The 21301-nt window shown below is 58.2% G+C and carries 24 protein-coding genes; 7 read left to right on the plus strand and 17 right to left on the minus strand.

Features of this window, described 5'->3' with window-relative positions:
- The 4 genes from WAO69_RS15825 to WAO69_RS15840 all read right to left on the minus strand — a co-directional run.
- A partial coding sequence (locus tag WAO69_RS15825) for an ATP-grasp domain-containing protein (RefSeq protein WP_422180879.1) occupies positions 1 to 982 on the minus strand: 982 nt, incomplete at its 3' end.
- Positions 918 to 1646, minus strand: a complete 729-nt coding sequence (locus tag WAO69_RS15830) for a class I SAM-dependent methyltransferase (protein ID WP_422180881.1) — start codon at positions 1644 to 1646, stop codon at positions 918 to 920. The genes WAO69_RS15830 and WAO69_RS15825, both read right to left, overlap by 65 nt.
- Positions 1647 to 1675: 29 nt before the next feature.
- Positions 1676 to 2845: a class I SAM-dependent methyltransferase gene (locus WAO69_RS15835; RefSeq protein WP_422180883.1), complete on the minus strand. Its 1170-nt coding sequence runs from the start codon at positions 2843 to 2845 to the stop codon at positions 1676 to 1678.
- Positions 2846 to 2848: 3 nt separating this feature from the next.
- Positions 2849 to 3703 carry a phytanoyl-CoA dioxygenase family protein gene (locus WAO69_RS15840; protein ID WP_422180885.1) on the minus strand — a complete coding sequence of 285 codons (855 nt, stop codon included), beginning with the start codon at positions 3701 to 3703 and terminating at the stop codon, positions 2849 to 2851.
- 30 nt (positions 3704 to 3733) lie between these two features.
- Between WAO69_RS15840 and WAO69_RS15845 the strand changes: the two genes are divergently transcribed.
- The 3 genes from WAO69_RS15845 to WAO69_RS15855 are packed head-to-tail and all read left to right on the plus strand — an operon-like array spanning position 3734 to position 6592.
- Complete coding sequence (locus WAO69_RS15845) at positions 3734 to 5083, plus strand: glycosyltransferase family 2 protein (RefSeq protein ID WP_422180887.1); 1350 nt, start codon at positions 3734 to 3736, stop codon at positions 5081 to 5083.
- A 32-nt stretch (positions 5084 to 5115) separates the two neighbouring features.
- The gene (locus tag WAO69_RS15850; protein ID WP_422180889.1) at positions 5116 to 5868 is read left to right on the plus strand and encodes a cephalosporin hydroxylase family protein; all 753 of its coding nucleotides are present in this window, start codon (positions 5116 to 5118) and stop codon (positions 5866 to 5868) included.
- A gap of 4 nt (positions 5869 to 5872) precedes the next feature.
- Positions 5873 to 6592: a WbqC family protein gene (locus WAO69_RS15855; protein ID WP_422180891.1), complete on the plus strand. Its 720-nt coding sequence runs from the start codon at positions 5873 to 5875 to the stop codon at positions 6590 to 6592.
- Positions 6593 to 6607: 15 nt separating this feature from the next.
- Here WAO69_RS15855 and WAO69_RS15860 read toward each other — a convergent pair whose 3' ends face one another.
- Genes WAO69_RS15860 through rfbF form a run of 3 tightly spaced genes read right to left on the minus strand, consistent with a single transcriptional unit; the run spans position 6608 to position 8972 of the window.
- On the minus strand, positions 6608 to 7156 hold the full coding sequence (locus WAO69_RS15860; RefSeq protein ID WP_422180893.1) for a dTDP-4-dehydrorhamnose 3,5-epimerase family protein: 549 nt from the start codon (positions 7154 to 7156) through the stop codon (positions 6608 to 6610).
- Positions 7153 to 8196, minus strand: a complete 1044-nt coding sequence (gene rfbG / locus WAO69_RS15865) for a CDP-glucose 4,6-dehydratase (RefSeq protein WP_422180895.1) — start codon at positions 8194 to 8196, stop codon at positions 7153 to 7155. The genes WAO69_RS15860 and rfbG overlap by 4 nt, the downstream gene beginning before the upstream one ends.
- Positions 8193 to 8972 (minus strand): glucose-1-phosphate cytidylyltransferase, encoded by a 780-nt coding sequence (gene rfbF / locus WAO69_RS15870; RefSeq protein ID WP_422180897.1) that lies wholly within the window; start codon positions 8970 to 8972, stop codon positions 8193 to 8195. The genes rfbG and rfbF overlap by 4 nt, the downstream gene beginning before the upstream one ends.
- A gap of 212 nt (positions 8973 to 9184) precedes the next feature.
- On the opposite strand from rfbF, the gene bmt reads away from it, so the two are divergent.
- Entirely contained in the window at positions 9185 to 10204 is a 1020-nt protein-coding gene (gene bmt, locus WAO69_RS15875) for a betaine--homocysteine S-methyltransferase (RefSeq protein WP_422180899.1), read from the plus strand.
- A gap of 126 nt (positions 10205 to 10330) precedes the next feature.
- Here bmt and WAO69_RS15880 read toward each other — a convergent pair whose 3' ends face one another.
- Positions 10331 to 11374 (minus strand): ornithine cyclodeaminase, encoded by a 1044-nt coding sequence (locus WAO69_RS15880; protein ID WP_422180901.1) that lies wholly within the window; start codon positions 11372 to 11374, stop codon positions 10331 to 10333.
- 10 nt (positions 11375 to 11384) lie between these two features.
- A complete protein-coding gene (gene rocF / locus WAO69_RS15885) occupies positions 11385 to 12305 on the minus strand; it encodes an arginase (protein ID WP_422180903.1) in 921 nt (306 codons plus the stop codon).
- 113 nt (positions 12306 to 12418) lie between these two features.
- Here rocF and WAO69_RS15890 point away from each other — a divergent pair, with 113 nt between their 5' ends.
- Positions 12419 to 12844 (plus strand): Lrp/AsnC family transcriptional regulator, encoded by a 426-nt coding sequence (locus tag WAO69_RS15890; RefSeq protein ID WP_422180905.1) that lies wholly within the window; start codon positions 12419 to 12421, stop codon positions 12842 to 12844.
- Positions 12845 to 12867: 23 nt separating this feature from the next.
- Here WAO69_RS15890 and WAO69_RS15895 read toward each other — a convergent pair whose 3' ends face one another.
- From WAO69_RS15895 to WAO69_RS15905, 3 genes are read right to left on the minus strand one after another with little or no spacing between them, the layout of a single operon-like run.
- Entirely contained in the window at positions 12868 to 13329 is a 462-nt protein-coding gene (locus WAO69_RS15895) for a disulfide bond formation protein B (RefSeq protein ID WP_422180907.1), read from the minus strand.
- On the minus strand, positions 13326 to 13904 hold the full coding sequence (locus tag WAO69_RS15900) for a YqaA family protein (RefSeq protein ID WP_422180909.1): 579 nt from the start codon (positions 13902 to 13904) through the stop codon (positions 13326 to 13328). The genes WAO69_RS15895 and WAO69_RS15900 overlap by 4 nt, the downstream gene beginning before the upstream one ends.
- A 52-nt stretch (positions 13905 to 13956) precedes the next feature.
- Positions 13957 to 14541: an HNH endonuclease gene (locus WAO69_RS15905; RefSeq protein ID WP_422180911.1), complete on the minus strand. Its 585-nt coding sequence runs from the start codon at positions 14539 to 14541 to the stop codon at positions 13957 to 13959.
- A gap of 332 nt (positions 14542 to 14873) precedes the next feature.
- On the opposite strand from WAO69_RS15905, the gene WAO69_RS15910 reads away from it, so the two are divergent.
- Positions 14874 to 15443, plus strand: a complete 570-nt coding sequence (locus tag WAO69_RS15910; protein WP_422180913.1) for a pseudouridine synthase — start codon at positions 14874 to 14876, stop codon at positions 15441 to 15443.
- A gap of 4 nt (positions 15444 to 15447) precedes the next feature.
- On the opposite strand, the gene WAO69_RS15915 is transcribed toward WAO69_RS15910, so the two are convergent.
- The 3 genes from WAO69_RS15915 to WAO69_RS15925 are packed head-to-tail and all read right to left on the minus strand — an operon-like array spanning position 15448 to position 17479.
- Positions 15448 to 16113: an alpha/beta hydrolase gene (locus tag WAO69_RS15915; RefSeq protein ID WP_422180915.1), complete on the minus strand. Its 666-nt coding sequence runs from the start codon at positions 16111 to 16113 to the stop codon at positions 15448 to 15450.
- Complete coding sequence (locus WAO69_RS15920; protein ID WP_422180917.1) at positions 16110 to 16742, minus strand: DNA-3-methyladenine glycosylase family protein; 633 nt, start codon at positions 16740 to 16742, stop codon at positions 16110 to 16112. The genes WAO69_RS15915 and WAO69_RS15920 overlap by 4 nt, the downstream gene beginning before the upstream one ends.
- On the minus strand, positions 16733 to 17479 hold the full coding sequence (locus WAO69_RS15925) for a precorrin-6A/cobalt-precorrin-6A reductase (RefSeq protein ID WP_422180919.1): 747 nt from the start codon (positions 17477 to 17479) through the stop codon (positions 16733 to 16735). The genes WAO69_RS15920 and WAO69_RS15925 overlap by 10 nt, the downstream gene beginning before the upstream one ends.
- Positions 17480 to 17553: 74 nt before the next feature.
- Between WAO69_RS15925 and WAO69_RS15930 the strand changes: the two genes are divergently transcribed.
- Positions 17554 to 18777, plus strand: coding sequence for an MFS transporter (locus WAO69_RS15930; RefSeq protein ID WP_422180921.1), 1224 nt, complete (start codon positions 17554 to 17556; stop codon positions 18775 to 18777).
- Between the two features lie 49 nt (positions 18778 to 18826).
- Here the strand turns inward: WAO69_RS15930 and WAO69_RS15935 are convergent, their stop codons facing one another.
- On the minus strand, positions 18827 to 19591 hold the full coding sequence (locus WAO69_RS15935) for a phytoene/squalene synthase family protein (RefSeq protein WP_422180923.1): 765 nt from the start codon (positions 19589 to 19591) through the stop codon (positions 18827 to 18829).
- Positions 19588 to 21201, minus strand: a complete 1614-nt coding sequence (gene cimA / locus WAO69_RS15940; RefSeq protein WP_422180925.1) for a citramalate synthase — start codon at positions 21199 to 21201, stop codon at positions 19588 to 19590. The genes WAO69_RS15935 and cimA overlap by 4 nt, the downstream gene beginning before the upstream one ends.
- Positions 21202 to 21301 lie beyond the last annotated feature (100 nt).

Raw genomic sequence — 21301 nt, forward strand, 5'->3', positions numbered from 1 at the left:
GGGCTGTGGGTGGCAAGCCCAGAAGATAATGATCAAGGCTCATGGCAGCTTCATTGAACCCGAACCGCGTGCGCAGCGAACAACTGGAAGAAAACCTTGGATTGATTTCCAGCAAATAGGCCCTGTCACCTTCAAGGCGAAACTGCAGGTTCGTGGGCCCAATCGCGTTGATCTGGCTCATAATGCGCCGCGAAGCCTGCCGGATCACCGAATGATCCTTTACCTCGGCTAGCCCTGTGTTTCCCGCGCGTGTCAAACGGCGCCGCATGATGATCATCTCGTCCAGAAAACCGCCCCCAGGCAAACCAAAGGCCCCGACCGTGAACTCGGCGTCATCGCTCCCGACAATTTGCTGGATCATCCAAGAACCATGCGGCGTGGATTGCGTCCAGTACTCGAAATCCCTTTCATCACGAAGGCGGACCTGCCCTGCAGAACCTTCTCCCCGGCGCGGCTTGAACAGCAGCGGCGCAGAACCCAAGTCGGTCAACGCCTTCTGCCAGGACTGCGGAACAGAGGTTGGAATGCGTGGCACGCCCCAATCTTCCATCGCATCATGAAATTCGAGCTTGTCTCGTGTCAATTCTATCAACTCAGAGCTGTTGAGGGCGAGCTTTACGCCCAAAGCATCAAACACTGCCCGATTTGCATTCAGGAAATACATGTCGATACTGATGCCCGGCATGATCAGATCGATCTTGTGGCGCTCCAGAAGTGTCTCCCAGAACGTCAGATAAGCCTCTGACCCTTCCTCCACTTCGGGTTTGAGCTCATAGGCATCGCAGATCGAAGCTCCAAAGCTGCTGTGCCGTTTGTCCAAGCCGATAACACGACAACGCCCGTCCGCCCGTAGACCGGCGACGATCCCTTGTCCGATCAAGGCACCGAGACCGGTAACCAGAACGGTCGGGATGGCTTTAATCATGTGCTTTAGGCATGAGTTCGACCAAAATAGCCACACAGAGATCGGGATAATCCACACCGACCTTGAGCATCGCATCCAGATTGGCGTCCAAATCGTCCATGGTCTTCAATACGCCAAGCGGCAAAGGTTTCAGGTAAACCCCTTCCTCATGCACAACCTGATATCCAGCTGCTTGCGCGTCGGCTGTCAGTGTTTCCAGACAATAATTCCTCTGGTGACCAAGCTGATGGTCTGTGGCGTTCAGCGCATAAATGTCGGAAATCAGACCCATTTCCAAACCCAGACGACGGTTCAGCGACTTGGCATTGGGCACGGCCACAAACAGGCGCCCGCCCGGCGCGAGGTACTGACGATACCGGTCCATGATCGAGACTGGGTCGTCTACATGCTCCAGAACAAAACCCATGACGATCAGATCAAACTGACCTTCTGGGTCACAGGTCTCAAAATACCCTTCGATGATCTTGCCATGGTACCAGGGGTTGGACTTACGAAAATGCTCGATGACCAATCCCGAACCTTCGATCACCACATGCTCTTCGGCGAGGTCCTGAAAAGGCCGCACAGTGTACCCATGCCCCAGACCCAGTTCGAGGCACCGTTTTACCGGTCCGGTCCGAGCTGCCACCCGTTGCGGATACCACTGCATAATGAGATCGTTCTCGATCTCGACATCCGGTGCCTGTAGGTATTTGGATGCAACGTCATCGAGGTTTTGCATTAGGTATCCTTTGGGTCCGCGTCAGCGGATCACGCTGCCCATTGTTCATCAAGAAAAAAATACGTGAGGTTTTTGCTCTCAAAACTGCTCACCTCGCTCATCACCCTGCGTGCAATCTTTGGGTTCAAACCCACAAGCAAAGCATCCAGATCATCAGGTGCATCCATGGGATGTCGGATCTTTACTCCGTTGACCTCGGAACCAATCAGAAACTTGTTCTGGTCCAGAAAACACGCCACCCGTTCAGGCTGTTTCAGACAGGACAGGATGAAGTTCCCATATATGCCCGCGCCATAGATACCGCGCGGTTGAGCATCATCCAAAGCAGCCTCAAAACTCTGGATGCGGTCTTTGATGCCACCCCAAAAATCCGCCAATCTGCGCGCTTCGGCTTCCATCTCGGGGATCGAGGGCGCAACTGTCGGCGGGTTTGTCTTGTCGATGCGCGCGCAGACAACAAAGGCCGCTGCATGCGCTTGCTCGTCAATGTCAATGTCCACGAACCCAGCCTGCGAAAGCATGATGCGCAACGAGTTGCGACTGAAATGATTGACGTGGTCGGCAACGATAAAATCAGCCGCATTCTCATAGACGTTTGGAACCAGAAAGTAGAAGTAACCCCCATCGCGCAGGAGCCCGGAAACGTCTGCAAGAATGTCCTTGAGGTGGGGAATGTGCTCCAGCGCGTAAAACGACAACACGACGTCCATCTGCCCGGCCCAACTGTCCTTGGGCTCATGCACGGCCCATTCGCTTTCAACCGGGAAGTCTTTCCAGAACTCGATGTACTTGTCGGTCACATCAAACAGATGCGGCTTCACGCCCGGCGAAAGCGTCAGAAGCTTGCGCAGGCTTGGTGCTTTGGCACAGCCGTAATCCAGCACGTTTCGAAACTTGGTGAGGTCGATCTTTTGAGCAAGGACCGCCGCCTGATGGTCTGATCTGTACACTTCTTTGCCATCAACAACCGCATACAGTTGGTCATCATCGGCACTATCAAGATTGATGACATAATCCTGAGCATAGTATTCCACGAGATTGGGTAGTTCATCCGTCTGAACGTGATCGCAAGCCGGACAGTATGAAACCACGGTCTCTCCAGCGACCAACGTGTTCATCGTGGTGAGCGAAAACTTTTCGCCACTCTCGAACACGGCTTGGATGGCGGACGAGCCGCACACGTTGCAGATACGCGTCATGTTTCAATTCAATCCTTGGCTTGCATCAACGAAATGGTCAGGAAATACGTCTTCGACCCGGGTTCCGACTGTGACCGAGGGTTTCCATCCGATCTTGTATCCGACAGCATCGTCAAAGTTGAAAAACCGGTTCTGCACAGACCACCGCGCCCGATGAGAGCGGTTTACGCCCGAACTGTGAATCGTCAGAAAATCCATGAGCAACAGATCGCCAGGTTGCGTCAGGGGCGCAATCTGCTGATGTTTGCCAACCACCCGATCCTCGTCATGGATCCCGATCTGGTAGGCCCCTTGTTTATCTGCATAGTTTGCGGTGCGCGCATAAACACACAGCCCGTCGGCATGCGATTTCGGAAGAACAATCACAGGGCCCAGGTCTGGCGTTATTGGCAACAAGGGCGTCCAAAAGACAATTCCATCAATACTTTGCGGTTGGAACATGAACTCCTGATGCCAGTGAGATCTGAACTTGTCCTCGTTTGGATTGTCGATGCGGATGCCATAGGACGCTGCCCCGATCCCGGGCATGCAAGCCCCGCGAATTTCGCGAAACAGATCCTCGGCGCGTTGGTTGCATATAAGCCTGAGAAAGGCCGGGATCTGCTTGACCAGATCATAGACCTCGCCCGCATAGGCTCGATCAGCCTTAAGGAGAATGTCGTAATTGGCGTCGAAACTTTCGGGCCTGAATGCTGACTCAGGAACAGGGACGCCATGGCGACGCGCGACGCGATCAATGACACCATGAATGCCTTCGAGTACAGGATAGATCTCACCCTCAAGGTCGTAAAAACCTGACACAATGACATACCCTTGCGAGTGAAACAGTGCCTTTTGTTCGTCGGTGATCAACGCCATGCTCGTGGCACCTCCCGCTTTTCGCCGGCTATGTATATTGCAGATCAACGGGTGCCTGTCCATACGGGCACAAGGCGCTTTCAAACCTGCTTCGATCCAGCTAACACAAGCCGCATCAAAGGCAAAACAGTACGCATGAAGATAAGCATCATCATACCCACGCGCGAACGCGCGATTTTTCTGGCGAAATCCGTCAGAACGGCGACAGATATCTCGGACGACAACATAGAGATCGTGGTGAGCGACAATGCGTCCAGGGATGACACGCGCGATGTGATCGCAGCAGTTGATGACCCTCGCATCGTTTACGTGAACACAACTCAGCGCGTGTCGATGCGTCAAAACTTTGAGTTCGCGCTGGAAAAAAGCTCCGGCGACTATGTGATTTTCTTCGGGGATGATGACGGCATTCTGCCGGGCCAGTTCCATCTGCTGCGCGAGATACTGCAATCCCACACGCCTGATGCGCTGAGTTGGGATTTCCCGGTCTATGGTTGGCCTTCTGAAGGCTATGGCTCGAAGACAGGTGGCCTGCGGTTCATCGGGAAAAAATGTTTTGGACCGTTGGAGCAACTTGACCGTGATGCCAAGCTCAAAGCAGTTGCGACGGGCAGGATGCGGGACATGTATCCAATGCCCTCGATATACCATGGTTGTATGTCGCGCGAGTTTCTGGACACTTGCGCCACATCGGACGGACACAGATTTGCCGCGCGCAGTCCGGATGTCTACATGAACTTTCGTGCATTGGTCCGTGGCGGTCGTTTCATCCACATGGCGCACCCTTTTTCCATCAACGGCTATAGCAAGGCCAGCACAGGCGGGTCACTACGTGATGTAGGACAGAAAGCCAAAACCAAACAGGTTGCTGACACCTTCCTGTCGGAATCCTCTGTAGATCCGGTCGATGATGTCATGCCGATCAGCATGTCCATGTCACTTGCTTTTCTGGGCACTTTTGAAACCGTACGCCATCTGTTTCCCAACGAGCCCGTGGCCACCGACTATGAGAACTGGTTCAAACACGCCTTGACGGATCAATCCCAGAAAACGCCCGAGGTCGCGGCACAGATCGAAACATCGCTGAACCATTTTGCCGCTGCTTTGAACGCACAAGACGCTCTGGAGCGGGCACGCGCGGCTGGGGGAGACAGCAGGCTGAAGAGACTACAGCTTAACTATGATCGGTTCAGGGAAAAGGTCGACAGCTTCCGCTTGTCTGCAGAACTTGATGGTGAGAACACAATCCTCACCGCTGCCCGAGTGTGCGACAGGGTATTGGGGCAGGATGCGGCGTCGGTCTATTCAGGGGACCTCAGCCGTGCAACGGCATGGCGTAACGCCCGCAACAGAAGCCGAGATTTCACCCGTCAGCTGTGACGGATCAAACGACATCTAAACGGAATGAACGCATGACCCAAAAAGATGATCGCGCCGAGTTTGAGGCGCATAAACGCGAACAATCCCTTGCTCTTGGCCAGGACAAGGCGGTTTTTGACGGCTCGACCCGATACATGTTGCAGCTCAACCCCTATGATTACTCCTACCTCTGGAACTGGATGGGCGTGCCGATCATCCAGATGCCCGCCGACGTGATGGCCACCCAAGAGGTTATCTGGGCGACCAAGCCCGATGTGATCATCGAAACCGGCGTAGCACGCGGTGGATCGGTCATATTCATGGCCGCGATGCTTCAGCTTCTGGGCAAGGGCAAGGTAATCGGTATCGATATCGACATACGCGCCCATAACCGGGCATCGATAGAAGAGCATCCGATGTCGCATCGGGTGACCCTGATCGAAGGCGGTTCGGTTGATGAGGACACCCTGGAGCGGGTGCGTGCGGAAATCCCCGATGGAGCCCGGGTCATGGTCGTGCTGGACAGCGATCATAGCCGCGAGCACGTTCTGGCGGAATGTCGCGCCTACGGCCCCCTGGTGACGCCCGGCTGTTACATGGTCGTTGCCGACACGATGATAGGACATATCGAGGAAACAGATACGCCCGAAAATCGCTCCCAGATCTGGCGCAAGGGCAACGAACCGCTGAGCGCGCTGACCGACTATCTCGCGGAGTCAGACCTGTTCGAGGTCGACGAAGTCCTGAATGGCAAACTGGTTCTGTCCTCGTCCCCGGGCGGTTACATAAGACGCAAGACCGGCTGATCTCATGACACGCGTCGTGATTTCCCAACCGATGTACTTTCCCTGGGTTGGTTTCCTGGCGCAAATGGCGCTCGCGGACGTCATGATCTGGCTGGATGACGCACAGTTTTCAAAGGGCTCCTTTACAAACAGAGTCCAGGTACCTCGCGCCACAGACCAACCAACATGGATGAGCATTCCACTGGAGGGCAAGGGCCACAACACTCGCATTTGCGATTTGAAACCGGCAAATGACGCATGGCGCAACAGCCATCTTGCCCTTTTGAGAAACACTTATCGTCAAGAACCCTTTGGCCAAGACGCGCTGAATCTTGCGACTGATGCACTGAGCCATTCCACGCTTTGCGATGTGATGATCGCAAGCTGCCGGGCAGAAGCACAGGCCGTTGGCGTATCGCCACCCGACACCTATCTATCGTCTGAAATGAATGTAGCGGCAACGGGGTCAAACCGCGTTCTGGAATTGGTGAAAGCTGTAAGTGGGACCGAGTATGTAACCGGACATGGTGCGCGAAACTACCTTGATCACAATGCGTTCGAGGCAGAAGGTCTGACCGTTTCATACATGGCTTACAATCCTCTGCCTTGGCACCAGATAAACCCTGACTTCACACCATTTGTAACGGGCTTGGATCTGATTGCCGCAATTGAACCGGACAAGAGATATAACCACCTCAATCCAGACACTGTGACTTGGCGCAGTTTTCTGGGCACCAAAGGTTAAGACTGTCAGGTAACGTCAGTCGGTCAGCGGTTTGATGACGTTCAGAGGCAACAAGCCCTGATCGCGCTCGGACCGCACGGTCACAGGTAGCGGCCACGCGATGCCCAGTGAAGCATCCAGCGCCTGCACGCCATCTTCGGCTTCAGGCGCGTAAAACTCCGAATGCAGATAGTGCAATTCACAATCGTCCGTCAGCGACTGAAAGCCATGCGCCACCCCTTTCGGGATATAGACCGCGTTTCGCGTCTCTGAATCCAGTATCAGCGCGATATGCTGACCAAAGCTTGCAGACCCGGCGCGCAAATCCAGCAGAACATCCCACACGCGTCCGCGTTGGGCGCGTACCAGTTTGACCTCGCCATGGGGCGGGTGTTGGAAATGCAGGCCGCGAAGCGTTCCGGCATCAGCCGAGACAGACATATTCATCTGGACCCAACTTGTATTCAGGCCCTGCGCCGCGAATTCCTTTGCGCAGAATGTCCGCGCAAAAGAGCCGCGCGCATCTCCGCGTGGCTCGAGCAGGATCTCAAACGCGCCATCAAGAGAAAGCGGCTTGAAAATCATGGGGTGCCAAATTCCGCGATCTGCGCGCGCGTGATGTCACCGATATCCGCTCCGGACGCCGCATCGCGATACCATTGCATCGTGGATGCGACCGCCTTCTGGCTATCCCAACGCGGCGCATACCCCAGAGCGGCGCGGGAAGCCTCGATCCCCAGCGACAAGAGACCGGCCTCATGCAATGCACCGGGATCGGACTGATCTTCCCATCGACCGGGCCAAGCAAGCAACGCCGCCTCAACCAGTTGCTCGACAGTCTTCAGATCCGAGGGCTCTGGTCCAAAGTTATAGGCCTCGTCCAGATCATCCGGGCGCAGGAACAGCGCTTCGGCCAACCGAAGATATCCTGAAAGCGGTTCAAGCACGTGCTGAAACGGCCGCACGGCCCTAGGATTGCGGATCGCGATGGCCTGATCTGCCTGCAAGGCCCGCACGATATCCGGCACCAGCCGATGAGCGGCCCAATCGCCGCCGCCAATCACGTTCCCGGCACGCGCCGAAGCCACGTTCACCGGGTGATCCACAAAGAAGGATTTGCGCCAACTGGAGATAGCCAGTTCCATCGCAGCCTTGCTGGCACTGTAAGGATCATGCCCACCCAGCCGGTCACTTTCACGATATGGATAGAGCCATTCACGGTTTTGATAGACCTTGTCCGTGGTCACCATGACTACACCGCAGCGCGACGTTAACCCTCGCAACCCCTCCATCACATGGGCGCTGCCCATCACATTGGTCGCCCAGGTTGTCAGCGGATCTGCATAAGACGGCAAAACCAGCGGTTGCGCCGCCATATGGATGACTATTTCGGGCTCAAGCTCTTTGATCTTGTCGACCAGGGGTGCCGGATCCCGGATATCGAGAACACTGTGATCCAGCCGCCCTGCAAGTCCCAGCTGGTCAAACAGAGGCTGATCCTGTTGCGGTGCAAGCGCGATCCCCGACAGCTTTGCCCCCAAACCCAGCAACCACTCGCTCAGCCACGCGCCCTTGAACCCGGTATGCCCGGTCACAAGTACCCGCCTACCCAACCAGAAACTCATGATCTGATAGGTGCCCAGACACGCCAGGGCGCATTGCCCGAGGTCCAAAGCGCATCAAGCATTGTCTTGTCGCGCAGCGTGTCCATTGCCTGCCAAAAGCCATGATGGCGCCACAGCGCCAAGTCATTCTGATTGGCCATGGTCTCCATGGGCAGACCTTCAAAGCTGGTGGCATCGCCTTCTATCAGATCAATCACGGAAGGTTCACAGACCATGAAACCTCCATTGATCCAACGATTGTCGCCGCGCGGCTTTTCCTGGAACCGCGTGACCCGCGACCCCTCGACGCCCAAAGCGCCAAATCGGCCAGCGGGCTGGATCGCTGTCAGCGTGGCCTTGCAGCCCTCGGCACGGTGATGATCAATCAAAGCCGAGATATCCACGTCACTGACCCCGTCTCCGTAGGTCAGGCAGAATGTCTCGGTCAGATGTTGAGCCACGCGCCGGATACGTCCGCCGGTCTGGGTCATCTCGCCTGTATCGACCAGAGTGACTTTCCAGGGCTCTGCGCTCTGATTGTGAACTTCCATGGAATTGTTGGACAGATCAATCGTCACATCCGACATATGCAGGAAGTAATTGGCGAAATATTCCTTGATCATGTAGCCTTTGTAACCGCAGCAGATCACGAAATCCGTGATGCCGTGATGACCGTAAATCTTCATGATATGCCACAGGATCGGCCGCCCGCCGATCTCGATCATTGGTTTTGGACGCAGATGCGACTCCTCGCTGATGCGCGTTCCCAATCCACCTGCCAAAATCACCGCTTTCAAAATCCGGCGCTCCTGCATCGCTTGCCTTGCTGTGTCGATACACGTTGCACCTGCTGCTCACAAGTCTTGGGAGGTCTGTGTGCCCCTGCACCAATCCGGCTCATCATTAAAATGAATAATTCGCGATTGCACCGACCCATGCGACCTGTCACAGCAAACCCGGTTTTGGCGCATGTTCTGCGCCAGGCACACCGCCAACCGAAAGGAACAAGATGACTGACGCATTGTCCAAAATGCTGGCAAGCCATGATGTGCTGCTTGCCGATGGGGCCACGGGTACAAACCTGTTCAACATGGGCCTGATGTCGGGCGATGCGCCAGAGTTGTGGAACACCGATGAGCCGGCCAAGATCCGCGCGCTCTATCAGGGCTCGGTGGATGCGGGCAGCGATCTGTTCCTGACCAACACATTTGGCGGCAATGCCTCGCGCCTGAAATTGCATGATGCCCAGGGTCGCGTGCGCGAACTCAACCGCGTGGGTGCGGAAATCGGCCGTGATGTCGCTGACAAGGCAAGCCGGAAAATCGTTGTGGCCGGCTCGGTCGGCCCAACCGGTGAGATCATGGAACCGGTCGGGGCGCTGAGCCATGCGCTTGCAGTCGAAATCTTTCACGAACAGGCAGACGGCCTCAAGGAAGGCGGCGCTGATCTGTGCTGGCTCGAGACGATTTCGGCCCCAGAAGAATACCGCGCCGCCGCCGAAGCCTTTGCGCTGGCTGGCATGCCTTGGGTCGGCACGATGAGTTTCGACACTGCCGGGCGCACGATGATGGGCATGACCTCGGCCGACATGGTGCAGATGGTCGAATCCCTGCCAAACGCTCCGCTGGCGTTCGGAGCCAACTGCGGAACCGGTGCGTCCGACCTCTTGCGCACGGTCCTGGGATTTTCAGCGCAAGGTACCGAGCGCCCGATTGTGGCAAAAGGAAATGCGGGCATTCCCAAATATGTCGATGGTCACATCCATTATGACGGCACGCCTGAACTGATGGGCGATTACGCGGTGATGGCGCGCGACAGCGGCGCAAAGATTGTCGGTGGATGCTGTGGCACCATGCCAGAGCATCTGAGGAAAATGCGCGAAGCGCTGGATACACGCCCGCGCGGCTCGCGCCCCGAACTGGATGAAATCACTGCACGGCTGGGGGCGTTCTCTTCGGCCAGCGATGGTACAGGCGACGATGACGGGGCACCGACGCGCGAACGTCGCGGTCGGCGTCGCAAAAGCTGAACAGCCTTGATCGGGCCGGGGCAATCCCGGTCCTGTCAGTGTCACAACCCGGTTCTTGAAGCTTTTGTCCGAAAGGCCCGGAACCACGTGCCGGGGAAACAAACCGACGCGTGCAACAGGACGTGTTCACCCCTTGGCACGCTGCAACATGCCAAAGAGGTCACGCGGATCATCCGGATCGGCCAGCAGATCCAACTCGTGATAGAGCCCCGAGCCCTCCAGTTGATCACGCACGTAACGCAGAGCGCTGAAATCCTCGATTGCAAAGCCGACGCTGTCAAAAAGCGTAATCTGCGCATCATATACGCGCCCTGCCGCCTGCCCTGTCATGACTTGCCACAGCTCGGTCACGGGATGATCGGCCTCAAGCTGCTGTATTTCGCCTTCCACCCGTGTTTGCGCAGGATATTCCACAAAAATACCGGCGCGGTGCAAGATACCCGGAGCCAGCTCGGTCTTGCCGGGGCAATCACCGCCAATGGCGTTGATATGAACTCCGGGGCCGATCATGTTGTCCGAAAGGATGGTGGCACAGGCCTTGTCCGCCGTGCAGGTGGTGATGATCTGCGCGCCCTCGATCGCCTCTTCTGCCGATGCACAGATAACCACGTTCAGCCCCGTGCCTTGCAGATTGCGCGCGGCTTTGGCCGTGGCTGCGGGATCAATGTCCCAAAGCCGAACCGAGGTCACACCTACAATGGCCTGCATGGCAAGGCTTTGAAATTCCGATTGCGCACCATTGCCGATCATCGCCATGACCCGCGCATTCCCGGGGGCAAGATATCGCGCCACAAGCCCCGAAGTCGCAGCCGTACGCATTGCCGTCAGCATCGTCATTTCACTCAGCAATACCGGGTATCCCGTGCCCACATCGGCAAGCAAACCAAAGGCCGTGACGGTCTGCAATCCGTCCCGGGTGTTCTTGGGATGACCGTTGACGTATTTGAATCCATAGACAGCGCCATCGGACGTCGGCATCAGTTCAATCACACCTTCGGCGGAATGCGAGGCGATGCGGGGCGTCTTGTCAAACAGTTCCCAACGTTTGAAATCCGCCTCGATGTAATCGGCAAGGCCACGCAGCATATCCGTCACGCCAACCCGGTGGATCAGTTGCATCATGTGATCAACCGAAACGAACGGCACCAGAGCCTTGTCGGACGGGGACATTGTACTCTCCTTAAGCATAGGCGCGTGTCGGGCGGTCAAAGACGCGCCGTCCCAAGGCCGATGCGCAAAGGTCCACCATCAACTGCGCTGTCCGCCCGCGCTCATCCAGAAACGGGTTCAGTTCGACCAGATCCATCGAGGTCAGCAGACCGCTGTCATGCAGCATCTCCATCACCAGATGCCCTTCGCGGATCGTTGCGCCACCGGGGACCGTGGTGCCCACAGCAGGAGCAATGCCAGGATCAAGAAAATCCACATCAAGGCTTACATGCAAAACACCATTGGCCGCGCGCACACGCTCAAGGAACGCGCTGAGCGGACGGGCTATGCCGGTCTCGTCAATCTCACGCATGTCATGGCGATGAATGGCCGTGCCCTCCAACATCGCCCGTTCGCCCGCATCCACCGAACGCAGCCCGATCATGCAGACCTGATCCTGAGGCACCGGAGCGCTGAGTTCGGGAAATCCCGCAAACCCTGGCTGACCCGTCACATAGGCCACGGGCGTACCATGAAGATTCCCGCTTTCGGTGGTTGCAGGCGTGTGGAAATCGGAATGCGCGTCCAGCCACAGCACGAACTGCGGCCGCCCCAAACTGGCGGCATGACGCGCCACACCGGCCACGGATCCAAGCGACATACTGTGATCTCCGCCAAGAAAGATCGGCACGCCTGTTGCAGCAGCGTCTTGGGCGACGCGGACCAGACGATGCGTCCAACCAATCGTTTCGTTCAGCGCATGGATTCGATCACCTGGCGTATCCGCTTGATGGCTGGCTGGCGTCAGATTTCCCCAGTCCTGCACCTTGTGACCAAGATCTCCAAGCGCGCGCGTCAATCCCGCCGTGCGATAAGCATCAGGCCCCATGAGGCAACCCGCACGCCGTTTACCGCTGTCAACGGGCGCTCCGATCAGAATGATATTGGCCATGATCTCTCATCGAGTTTTCATTATAGTTGCTGGAACTATCTGTCCGAATTGTGGTACAATGAATGGACCATTTTGCCCAATTCGACGGCAAACCTATCAAAACGGAATTCATAATGGACAAAACGGACGAGCATCTTGTGGCCGCCTTGCGCCATGATGCCCGCGCATCTCTGTCGGAACTGGCGCAGCGACTCGGGCTGTCGCGCACCACGGTGCGCAGCCGGATCGACCGCCTGAAACAACGCGGGGATGTGCTGGGATTCACCGTGGTGCTGCGCGATGACACCCGCGCAGATCCGGTGCGGGGTTTGATGATGATCGGTATCGAGGGCCGCGGCACTGAACGTATCGTGCGCCAGTTGCAGGGCCTGGCCGAGGTGCGTGCGATCCATTCGACCAATGGGCGCTGGGATCTCATCGTCGAGTTGGGAACTCAGACCCTCGAGGCTCTGGATGCGGTTCTCGTCAAGATCCGCCGGTTTGAAGGGGTGAGCACGTCAGAAACCAACCTTCTGTTGGCGACGCGCAAGGCCGTCTGAGGAAAAACCGCCGCCCAAGCGCGTCAAGGCGTGCGCGTTGCAGCCAAAACCCACAATACAGCCAGCCCCAGAGCCGCCACAGCGTTCCAACTGGCCATGGACAGACCCAGCATCTGCCAGGCGACCTCGTCACAGCGCACAAGCGGAGCGGTCATGATCTGTTCAAACAACTCTTCGGGGCTGAGCGAGCCGATGTCAGCTCCGGAACAGGTCGATGGGCCCTGCCACCATCCACGCTCGACGCCGGTGTGATAAAGGCCAATGCCCGCTGTCGTCAGCGCCGCCAAAGCACCCAGCCACGCCAGCGCCCTGCCCCCCAAGACCAGTGCCAGACCCCCCAACACGATTGCCGCACCATGGGGCCAACGCTGCCAGATGCACAAGGCACAGGGAGCCATTCCGCCGATGTGCTGAAACGCGTAGGCCGCCAGAAGCAAAGCGGCAGAACCGCCCGCTGCCAGTACGATACAGAACTCGCGCGTCACAATAGCCCCACCGCAAAGAAACCACCAACCAGCAGGATGATGAACAGGGTAAACATCAGGCCCAGACGCCGCTCGATGAAATCCCGGATCGGCTCGCCATATTTCCACAGCAAGCCTGCCACGATAAAGAAACGCAAGCCACGCGCCAGAATTGAGGTTGCCACAAAGATTCCCAACGGCATGCCAGTCCAGCCAGACATGATGGTGATCACCTTATAGGGGAATGGCGTGATTCCCGCAGTCAACACGGCCCAGAACCCGAAATCGTTGAACCGCGTGTTGAACGCTTCCATCGCGCTGCCCTTGCCAAGTGCTGTGAGGATGGGCTGGCCCAGCCCCTCATAGGCAAACGCGCCGATCGCATACCCCATAACGCCGCCCAAGACCGACGAAACCAGCGCCACCAGAGCAATCAACCACGCGCGCGATGGACGGGCCAGGATCATCGGGATCATCAAGACATCGGGCGGAATCGGAAAGACCGAGCTTTCGATAAAGGCCACAGCGGCCAACACCCAGAGCGCGCGCGGATGATCGGCCATCGCAATGGTCCAATCGTATAGCCTACGGATCATGCCAGTCTCCTGCCCTCAGCGCTTTGGTCGTCGTGGTCAATCACGCCGGCGATCAGGCGTCAAGCTCGGCATCCCAATACAGGAAATCCATCCAGCTTTCATGCAGGTGATTGGGCGGGAATTTCCGGCCCATGTTGCGCAGTTCTTCGGCCCCCGGCGGACGCGGAGGTTTGCGCAAGGCCAGCCCAGACTGTCGCAGAGACTTGGACCCTTTGCGCAAATTGCAGGGTGCACAGGCGGCAACCACATTCTGCCAACTGGTCACCCCACCGCTGGCACGCGGCACCACGTGATCAAAGGTCAACTCACCCTTGGCACCGCAGTACTGACAGCGAAATTCGTCCCTCAGAAATAAATTAAAGCGCGTGAAGGCCACGCGCTTTTGAGGTTTGACATAGTCTTTCAAGACAACAACCGAGGGTATCCTGATCTGGGTACTGGGAGATCTGACCACCTCGTCATATTCGGCGACAATATCGACCCGGTCCAGCCACGCCGCCTTGACCGCATCCTGCCAAGGCCAGAGCGAAAGCGGATAATACGACAGGGGGCGATAATCCGCATTCAGCACCAGCGCGGGGTGCTGTTTCAGCGCTCCGGGTTCGCGTACAAAATCCGTCCTGAAATCGCCATCCATGTTGGAGTCCATCCTCACCCTGTCTGCCCGTTCCTGCGGCACCAGAGCGGGGAGACCCGCCCCAGCTTGTGGATAACTATATATCGTAGCCGCACTGCGGCAAGCCCCATAATGTGCAGTTTTGCGCCAGAGATAACCCCGATCTATGACAACCGCGTGACCCCCTGCAGTTCTCCGTCGCAGAATTCAGGGAAAACCGGACAGCATGCAGGCGCGGAAAGGCCGGGGCGCGTCGGTTCTACACTGTCCCTGCTTGACACTGTGCGCTGACGCCTCCCCCCGCGCAACGCCTCTCGACACCGGCGGGCGCTTTGCGGCACAACGCATCCAGCATGACCCGTCTTATCGCCCTGAACAAACCCTTCGACGTGCTCTCGCAATTCACTGATCGTGGCAGCGAGGGCTCCCCCCGTCGCACATTGTCCGATTTTGTCGATGTGCCCGGCGTCTATCCGGCGGGCCGGCTGGATCGCGACAGCGAAGGGCTGTTGCTGCTGACCGATGATGGCAAGCTGCAGGCGCGGATTTCAAGCCCGCGCCACAAGCTGCCCAAAACCTATTTTGCCCAGATCGAAGGAACGCCGGATGATGCCGCGCTTGAGCAGCTGCGCACAGGGGTGACCCTGAAAGACGGCAAGACCCGCCCCGCCAAGGCCCGTGTCGTCGAGGAACCTCACTGGCTCTGGCCGCGCACACCGCCCATTCGGGTGCGAAAATCCGTGCCGGATACCTGGATCGAGCTGACGATTACCGAGGGGCGTAACCGTCAGGTACGCCGCATGACCGCCGCTGTGGGTCACCCCACCCTGCGTCTGATCCGCTGGTCGATCGGACATTGGACGCTGGGAAACATCCCGCCGGGACAGTGGCAGGATGCTCCGCTGCACAGTTTTCGCACCTAGCGGATCAAAAACTCAGTTTGTCGCGTATGAATGCCAGCGCCACACTCAGGCCATCCGGCGCGATGCCGTGACCCGTGCCCTTCATGATATGAGCATAGACTTCTTCAAACCCCGCCGCCTGCAGCGCTTCGGCCGCCTCGGGCAGCGATTGGACCGGAACCACATCATCCGCATCCCCATGCACCAGCAGAACCGGCATGCGCGACACAACCTCATCGGCAAGCAGGTCAGGCTCAAGCAGCCGGCCTGAGAACGCGACGATCCCGGCCATGGGGTCTTCGCGGCGCGGCGCGACGTGAAGGCTCATCATCGTTCCCTGGGAAAAACCAAACAGCACGACCTGCTCGGGCAGCAGATCCTCATCCACCATCAGAGCATCAAGAAATGCGTTCAAATCCTGCATGGCGGCCCGCATGCCACGTTCGGCCTCCTCTTCGGAACTGCCGTCGATCCAGGGGATCGGGAACCATTGATATCCCCCCGGCATGCCAGGCAGAGATTCAGGCGCATCAGGGGAAACGAACAGCGTATCGGGCAGATGTTCACCCAGCGGGTCGGCCAGCCCCAGCAGGTCGGCACCATTGGCCCCATAGCCGTGCAGAAACACCACCATCGAACGTGTGTCCCCTGAGATCGGCTCTTTGCGCACTGCGTTGAGAACACGTGTCATGCAATCCCTTCCCTGTCTTTTGCCACGCGGTAATAGGCCCACAAGAGCCGGGCGGCAACCGATCTCCACGGGCTCCAGTCTTCAGCCATGGCGCGCAACGCCCGATCCTTGGGGCGCTCGGGCAAATCAAAGAGCAGACGCGCGGCCTCTTGCAAGGCCAGATCGCCCGGCGCGAAAACATCCGCACGCCCCAGGCTGAACATTGCATAGATTTCAGCCGTCCAGACGCCGATTCCGGGCACCTGTGTCAGTGTCTTTATCACCTGATCCGTTGGCGTCGCGCGCAGGGCAATGTAGTCGATCGGTGCCGCTGCCAGTTCGCGTGCATAACGGATTTTCTGACGTGACAGGCCAACCGCTCGCATGTCCTCTTCGCTTGCGGCGAAAATGGACTGCGGCTTGTCCAGATCTGCAGCTTCCATACGCCCCCAGATTGCATTGGCCGAGGCGACACTGACCTGCTGGCTGACAATCGCGCTGAGCAGTTGAGCAAATCCATCCGGCTTGAGACGCAAAGGCAAAGGTCCGGTCTGCTGCAAGGCGCGCGCAATACGCGCATCGCGTGCAGCCAGCCAGTCGGCCCCTTCCGCAATACAGTCCGGCGAGGTGATGACACGGCCTATAGACATGTGCGATCAACCCATTCCAAGGCGTTTTCAACGGTCTGCACCACAGGTGCGCCTATCGGTGGTGGGCGTCGCAGCAGGATAACCGGTATGTCCAGGGCGCGGGCAGCATCAAGTTTGGTCCGGCTGAGCTCGCCTCCAGCGTTCTTGCAAATCAACAGATCAATCTGCAAGCCGCGCAATGTGGCGATTTCCTCATCGACAGAAAATGGACCCTTACCAGTGACATATGACACGTTCTTGATGTCACAATCCACTGGGTCATCCACAAGGTGACGGAAGAAAAACCGACAGTCTTGATTCTGCACGAAATCAGGCAATGTCTCGCGCCCCGTGGTCACAAAAACTCGCGCGCCGGGTGGGATCAATGCGGTCGCATCCCGTGCGCTGCCCACCTCGCGCCATTGATCCTGGGTCCGCGGAGTCCAGCAGGGCCGCAGTATCTGCAGAAACGGGATATCTTGCGCCTGACATATGTTCCAAGAGCGCAACGACATGTGCGTCGCAAAAGGATGGGTAGCATCCAGCACCGCCGTTACCTTTTCACGGCGCAGAAATGCGACAAACCCTTCCTCGCCGCCAAACCCGCCCGTGCGTGTGGGCACCGCCAGCGGCCCGGACCAATGCCCGGGCACCGCAAGCGACGCCGTCACCCGGAAATCCCGCCCTGCAAGACCCGTGGCCAGTGCGCGCCCTTCGGCGGAGCCTGCCAGCAGCAGGAGATGAGGGGTATCAACCATGGGCCGACCTTACGCGGCGCGCGATGTTGCGCAAGGCACTTGTGGCGGGCTGGTTTCAGGATTAAGCCGTTCACATGACAACAATCGATGACTCAAAAGCCAAGCGCAACGTTGCCGTTCTGGTCGCAGCACAGGCCTTTCTGGGCAGTCAGATCACCATGATCTTCGTGATCGGCGGCCTGGCCGGACAGCAACTGTCACCTATCGCCTGCCTTGCGACCTTGCCCATATCCCTGATCGTGTTCGGCTCGATGACCACTGCGCCCTGGCTTAGCAGCCTGATGCAGAAGTTTGGACGAAAAGCCGGTTTTTTTGCCGGCTCCATCGGTGGATTGCTGGGCGCGGCGGTGTCGGGCTATGCCCTGACGCTGGAGAGCTTCTGGCTGTTTGTCGCCGGCAGTTACCTGACCGGGATATACATGTCGGCGCAGGGATTTTACCGCTTTGCCGCCGTGGATGTTGCCTCTGAGGAGTTTCGCCCAAAAGCGATTTCCTACGTGATGGCCGGTGGGCTTTTGTCAGCCATTATCGGCCCGCAACTGGTGTCGATCCTTTCGGGCTCTTCAGCGGATGCCACGGTGATGCGGTTCTTCCCGGTTTACCTTGCGGCCATCGGGCTGAACGTTGTCGGCATGATGCTGTTTTTGTTTCTCGATATTCCCAAACCGCCCAAACCCGCCGTAGGTGATCCTGGCGGGCGCAGTCGGATTGAGTTGCTGATGACCCCGCGCATCGGTGTGGCCGTGATCTGCGCCATGGTGTCTTATGCTTTGATGAACCTGGTGATGACTTCCACGCCGCTGGCGGTTGTGGCCTGCGGGTTTGCGGTGACGGATGCCTCGAACGTCGTCACGGCTCATGTGCTGGCGATGTTTGCACCCTCTTTCTTCACGGGCCATCTGATTGCGCGCTTTGGCGCTGAACGTATCGTCGGTATTGGCCTCGCCATTCTGGGTCTGGCAGGTATTGTCGCGCTCAATGGTGTCGACCTCGGGAATTTTTTCGTCGCGCTGATCTTGCTGGGAATTGGCTGGAACTTTGGGTTCATCGGGGCAACAACCATGCTGGCTGGGTCCCATGAACCGCATGAGCGGGGCCGTGTTCAGGGGATGAACGACCTCATCGTCTTTGGCGGAGTGACGGTGGCCTCGCTTGCCTCGGGCGGGTTGATGAATTGCTCGGGCAGCACACCGATCGAGGGCTGGACGGCTGTGAACCTTGCCATGGTGCCGCTGTTGACGCTGGCCGGTGGTGCATTGATCTGGCTGGTCATGCAGCCCAAATCGGCCGAGGTCTGAGTCCGGTTCAGGCGGCGGTTTTTTCCGTATTTGCGGCAAGAAGAAGCACCTACCAGCGCCCGGTGGCAGATCGCAGGATCAGGCTGAGGCGTTTGCGCGCGGGGCTTTGCTCCAATGCGCCTTGCGCAACGGCCCCGGGGGTGTTGCGCGCCAGCTTCAGGATAGTCTCGGCTTGCCAGGCCGCCAACAGCGCGGCTCTGGCAGGTTTTGATATCGTGTGACGCTTTGATCGCGCGCGATGCAAACGCGCGAGCGCGCGATCAGAGAGGGCCCGGATACCGTCACTGGTGCCATCCAGAAGCGGAATGCGTTTGCGCGCCTCAAGTTCAGGGATAGCACGCAGCCAGTTTGCCACGCCCTGGGCATAGCCAAGATCCCTGACCGTCTGTTCCTCGACCTCACCCAGAGAAGAGGCAGCAGCCCAGAGCAAAGTCGCGGATGTCTGGTCAATATAGGTATCAAAATGCGACTGATCCTCGAACGGATCCTTGTAGATATCCCAGCGCCGTGCGGCCACCAGTGGATCGAGTTTGAGGGCGATGTCGCGGGATATCACCTCGGCCAGAGGTGTTGTCACCTCATGACGGCGCACCGATGAGCCCTTGGCGATTTCTTCGACCGCGTCGCGCCACCATTGCAGACGCATCTCGGCAATCATGCTTTCCTGCGTGACCCAGGGTGCGCGGGCCACTTCGAGGTTGAACGCATAGAGCGGAAAAAGCACCCGCCGCGCCGCAACCGGCGCGGCCATCACGGCAAGGAAACGGTCGGGATCACCCCGTTCCACCAACGCCGCGCAGGCCTGAACACTCATGCCACGTCCCGGATCAGTTTCCAGCGGATTGCATCCAGCAACGCCTCGAAGGATGCATCGACGATATTGGCGCTTACACCCACCGTCGACCAGCGGCGCCCTTTTTCATCTTCGCTGTCGATGATGACGCGGGTGACCGCTTCGGTGCCGCCCTGGGTGATGCGGACTTTGAAATCCACCAGCCGCATATCGTCGATGATCGCCGAATAGCGCCCAAGGTCCTTGGCCAGTGCCTTGGCAAGCGCGTTCACAGGGCCGCGGTCGTTGCCCAATTCGTCAAGGGACTCACTGACCGACAGCTTTTTGTCCCCATCGACCTTCACGACCACAACGGCCTCGGACAGGCTGACCATCTGATCATACTTGTTCTTGCGCCGCTCTACCGTCACCTTGTAGCGCTTGACCTCGAAGAAATCGGGCAATGCGCCCAACTCCTTGCGCGCCAGCAGTTCGAAAGAGGCCTGCGCCGTGTCATAGCTATAGCCCTTGTCCTCGCGCTCTTTGATTTGCTCCAGAATACGGCCCAGCGCGGGATCGTCAGGGGCAACCTCCAACCCGGCGTCGGCCAGACGGCTGCGCAGATTAGACTGACCAGCCTGATTTGACATCGGGATCACGCGCGCATTGCCCACGGTTTCGGGCGCGATATGTTCGTAGGTTGCGGGGTTCTTCAGAATGGCGCTCGCGTGCAAGCCGGCCTTATGGGCAAAGGCGGATGCCCCCACATAGGGGGCTTGCTTGGTCGGCACGCGGTTCAGGATGTCATCCAGCATCCGGCTGATCCGGGTAAGACCTGCAAGCGCCTGTGGCGGCACGCCGGTTTCAAAGCGATCCTTGTAGGGTTCCTTCAGCAGAAGCGTCGGAATTAGCGACGTGAGGTTGGCGTTGCCGCAGCGCTCGCCCAGCCCGTTCAGCGTTCCCTGGATCTGGCGCACGCCTGCATCCACCGCCGCAAGGCTGCAGGCAACCGCGTTTTCCGTATCGTTATGCGTGTGAATGCCAAGATGGTCTCCGGGAATGCCTGCGGCGACGACCGCGCCTGTGATCTCGCCGATCTCGTCCGGAAGGGTGCCGCCATTGGTATCACACAGAACCACCCAGCGCGCGCCAGCCTCATGCGCGGCGCGCAGACAGTCCAGCGCATAGGCCGGATCGGCCTTGTAGCCATCAAAGAAATGTTCGGCATCAAACAGGGCTTCGCGCCTTTGCGCCGTGATATGGGCGATCGAGGCGCGGATGTTGTCTATGTTCTCGGCATTGCTGATGCCCAGCGCTTCGGAGACGTGAAACGTATGTGTCTTGCCCACAAGGCAAATGGCGGGTGTGCCTGCATTCATCACCGCGGCAAGCACGTCATCGTTTTGCGCCGATCGGCCCGCGCGTTTGGTCATGCCGAAAGCCGTCATGCGCGCGCGCGTATGGGGCACCGTTTCAAAGAATGCACTGTCGGTCGGATTGGCTCCGGGCCAGCCGCCTTCGATGTAATCGACGCCCAGCGCGTCAAGCGCCATGGCGATGCGCTGCTTTTCAGCGGTCGAGAACTGGACACCCTGAGTTTGCTGGCCATCCCGCAGGGTGGTGTCATAGAGATAGAGGCGTTCAAGGGTCATCGGCATGCCTGAGTCTTGTTGTGCAGGTTCAACGAGACAAACCCTGCCCGACTTTGCGTCCAACAGGTTTGCCGTTCAAAGGGCCCCATGCCTCGAGCGC

The sequence above is a fragment of the Aestuariivita sp. genome, from assembly GCF_049276915.1.
GTDB lineage: Bacteria > Pseudomonadota > Alphaproteobacteria > Rhodobacterales > Rhodobacteraceae > Aestuariivita.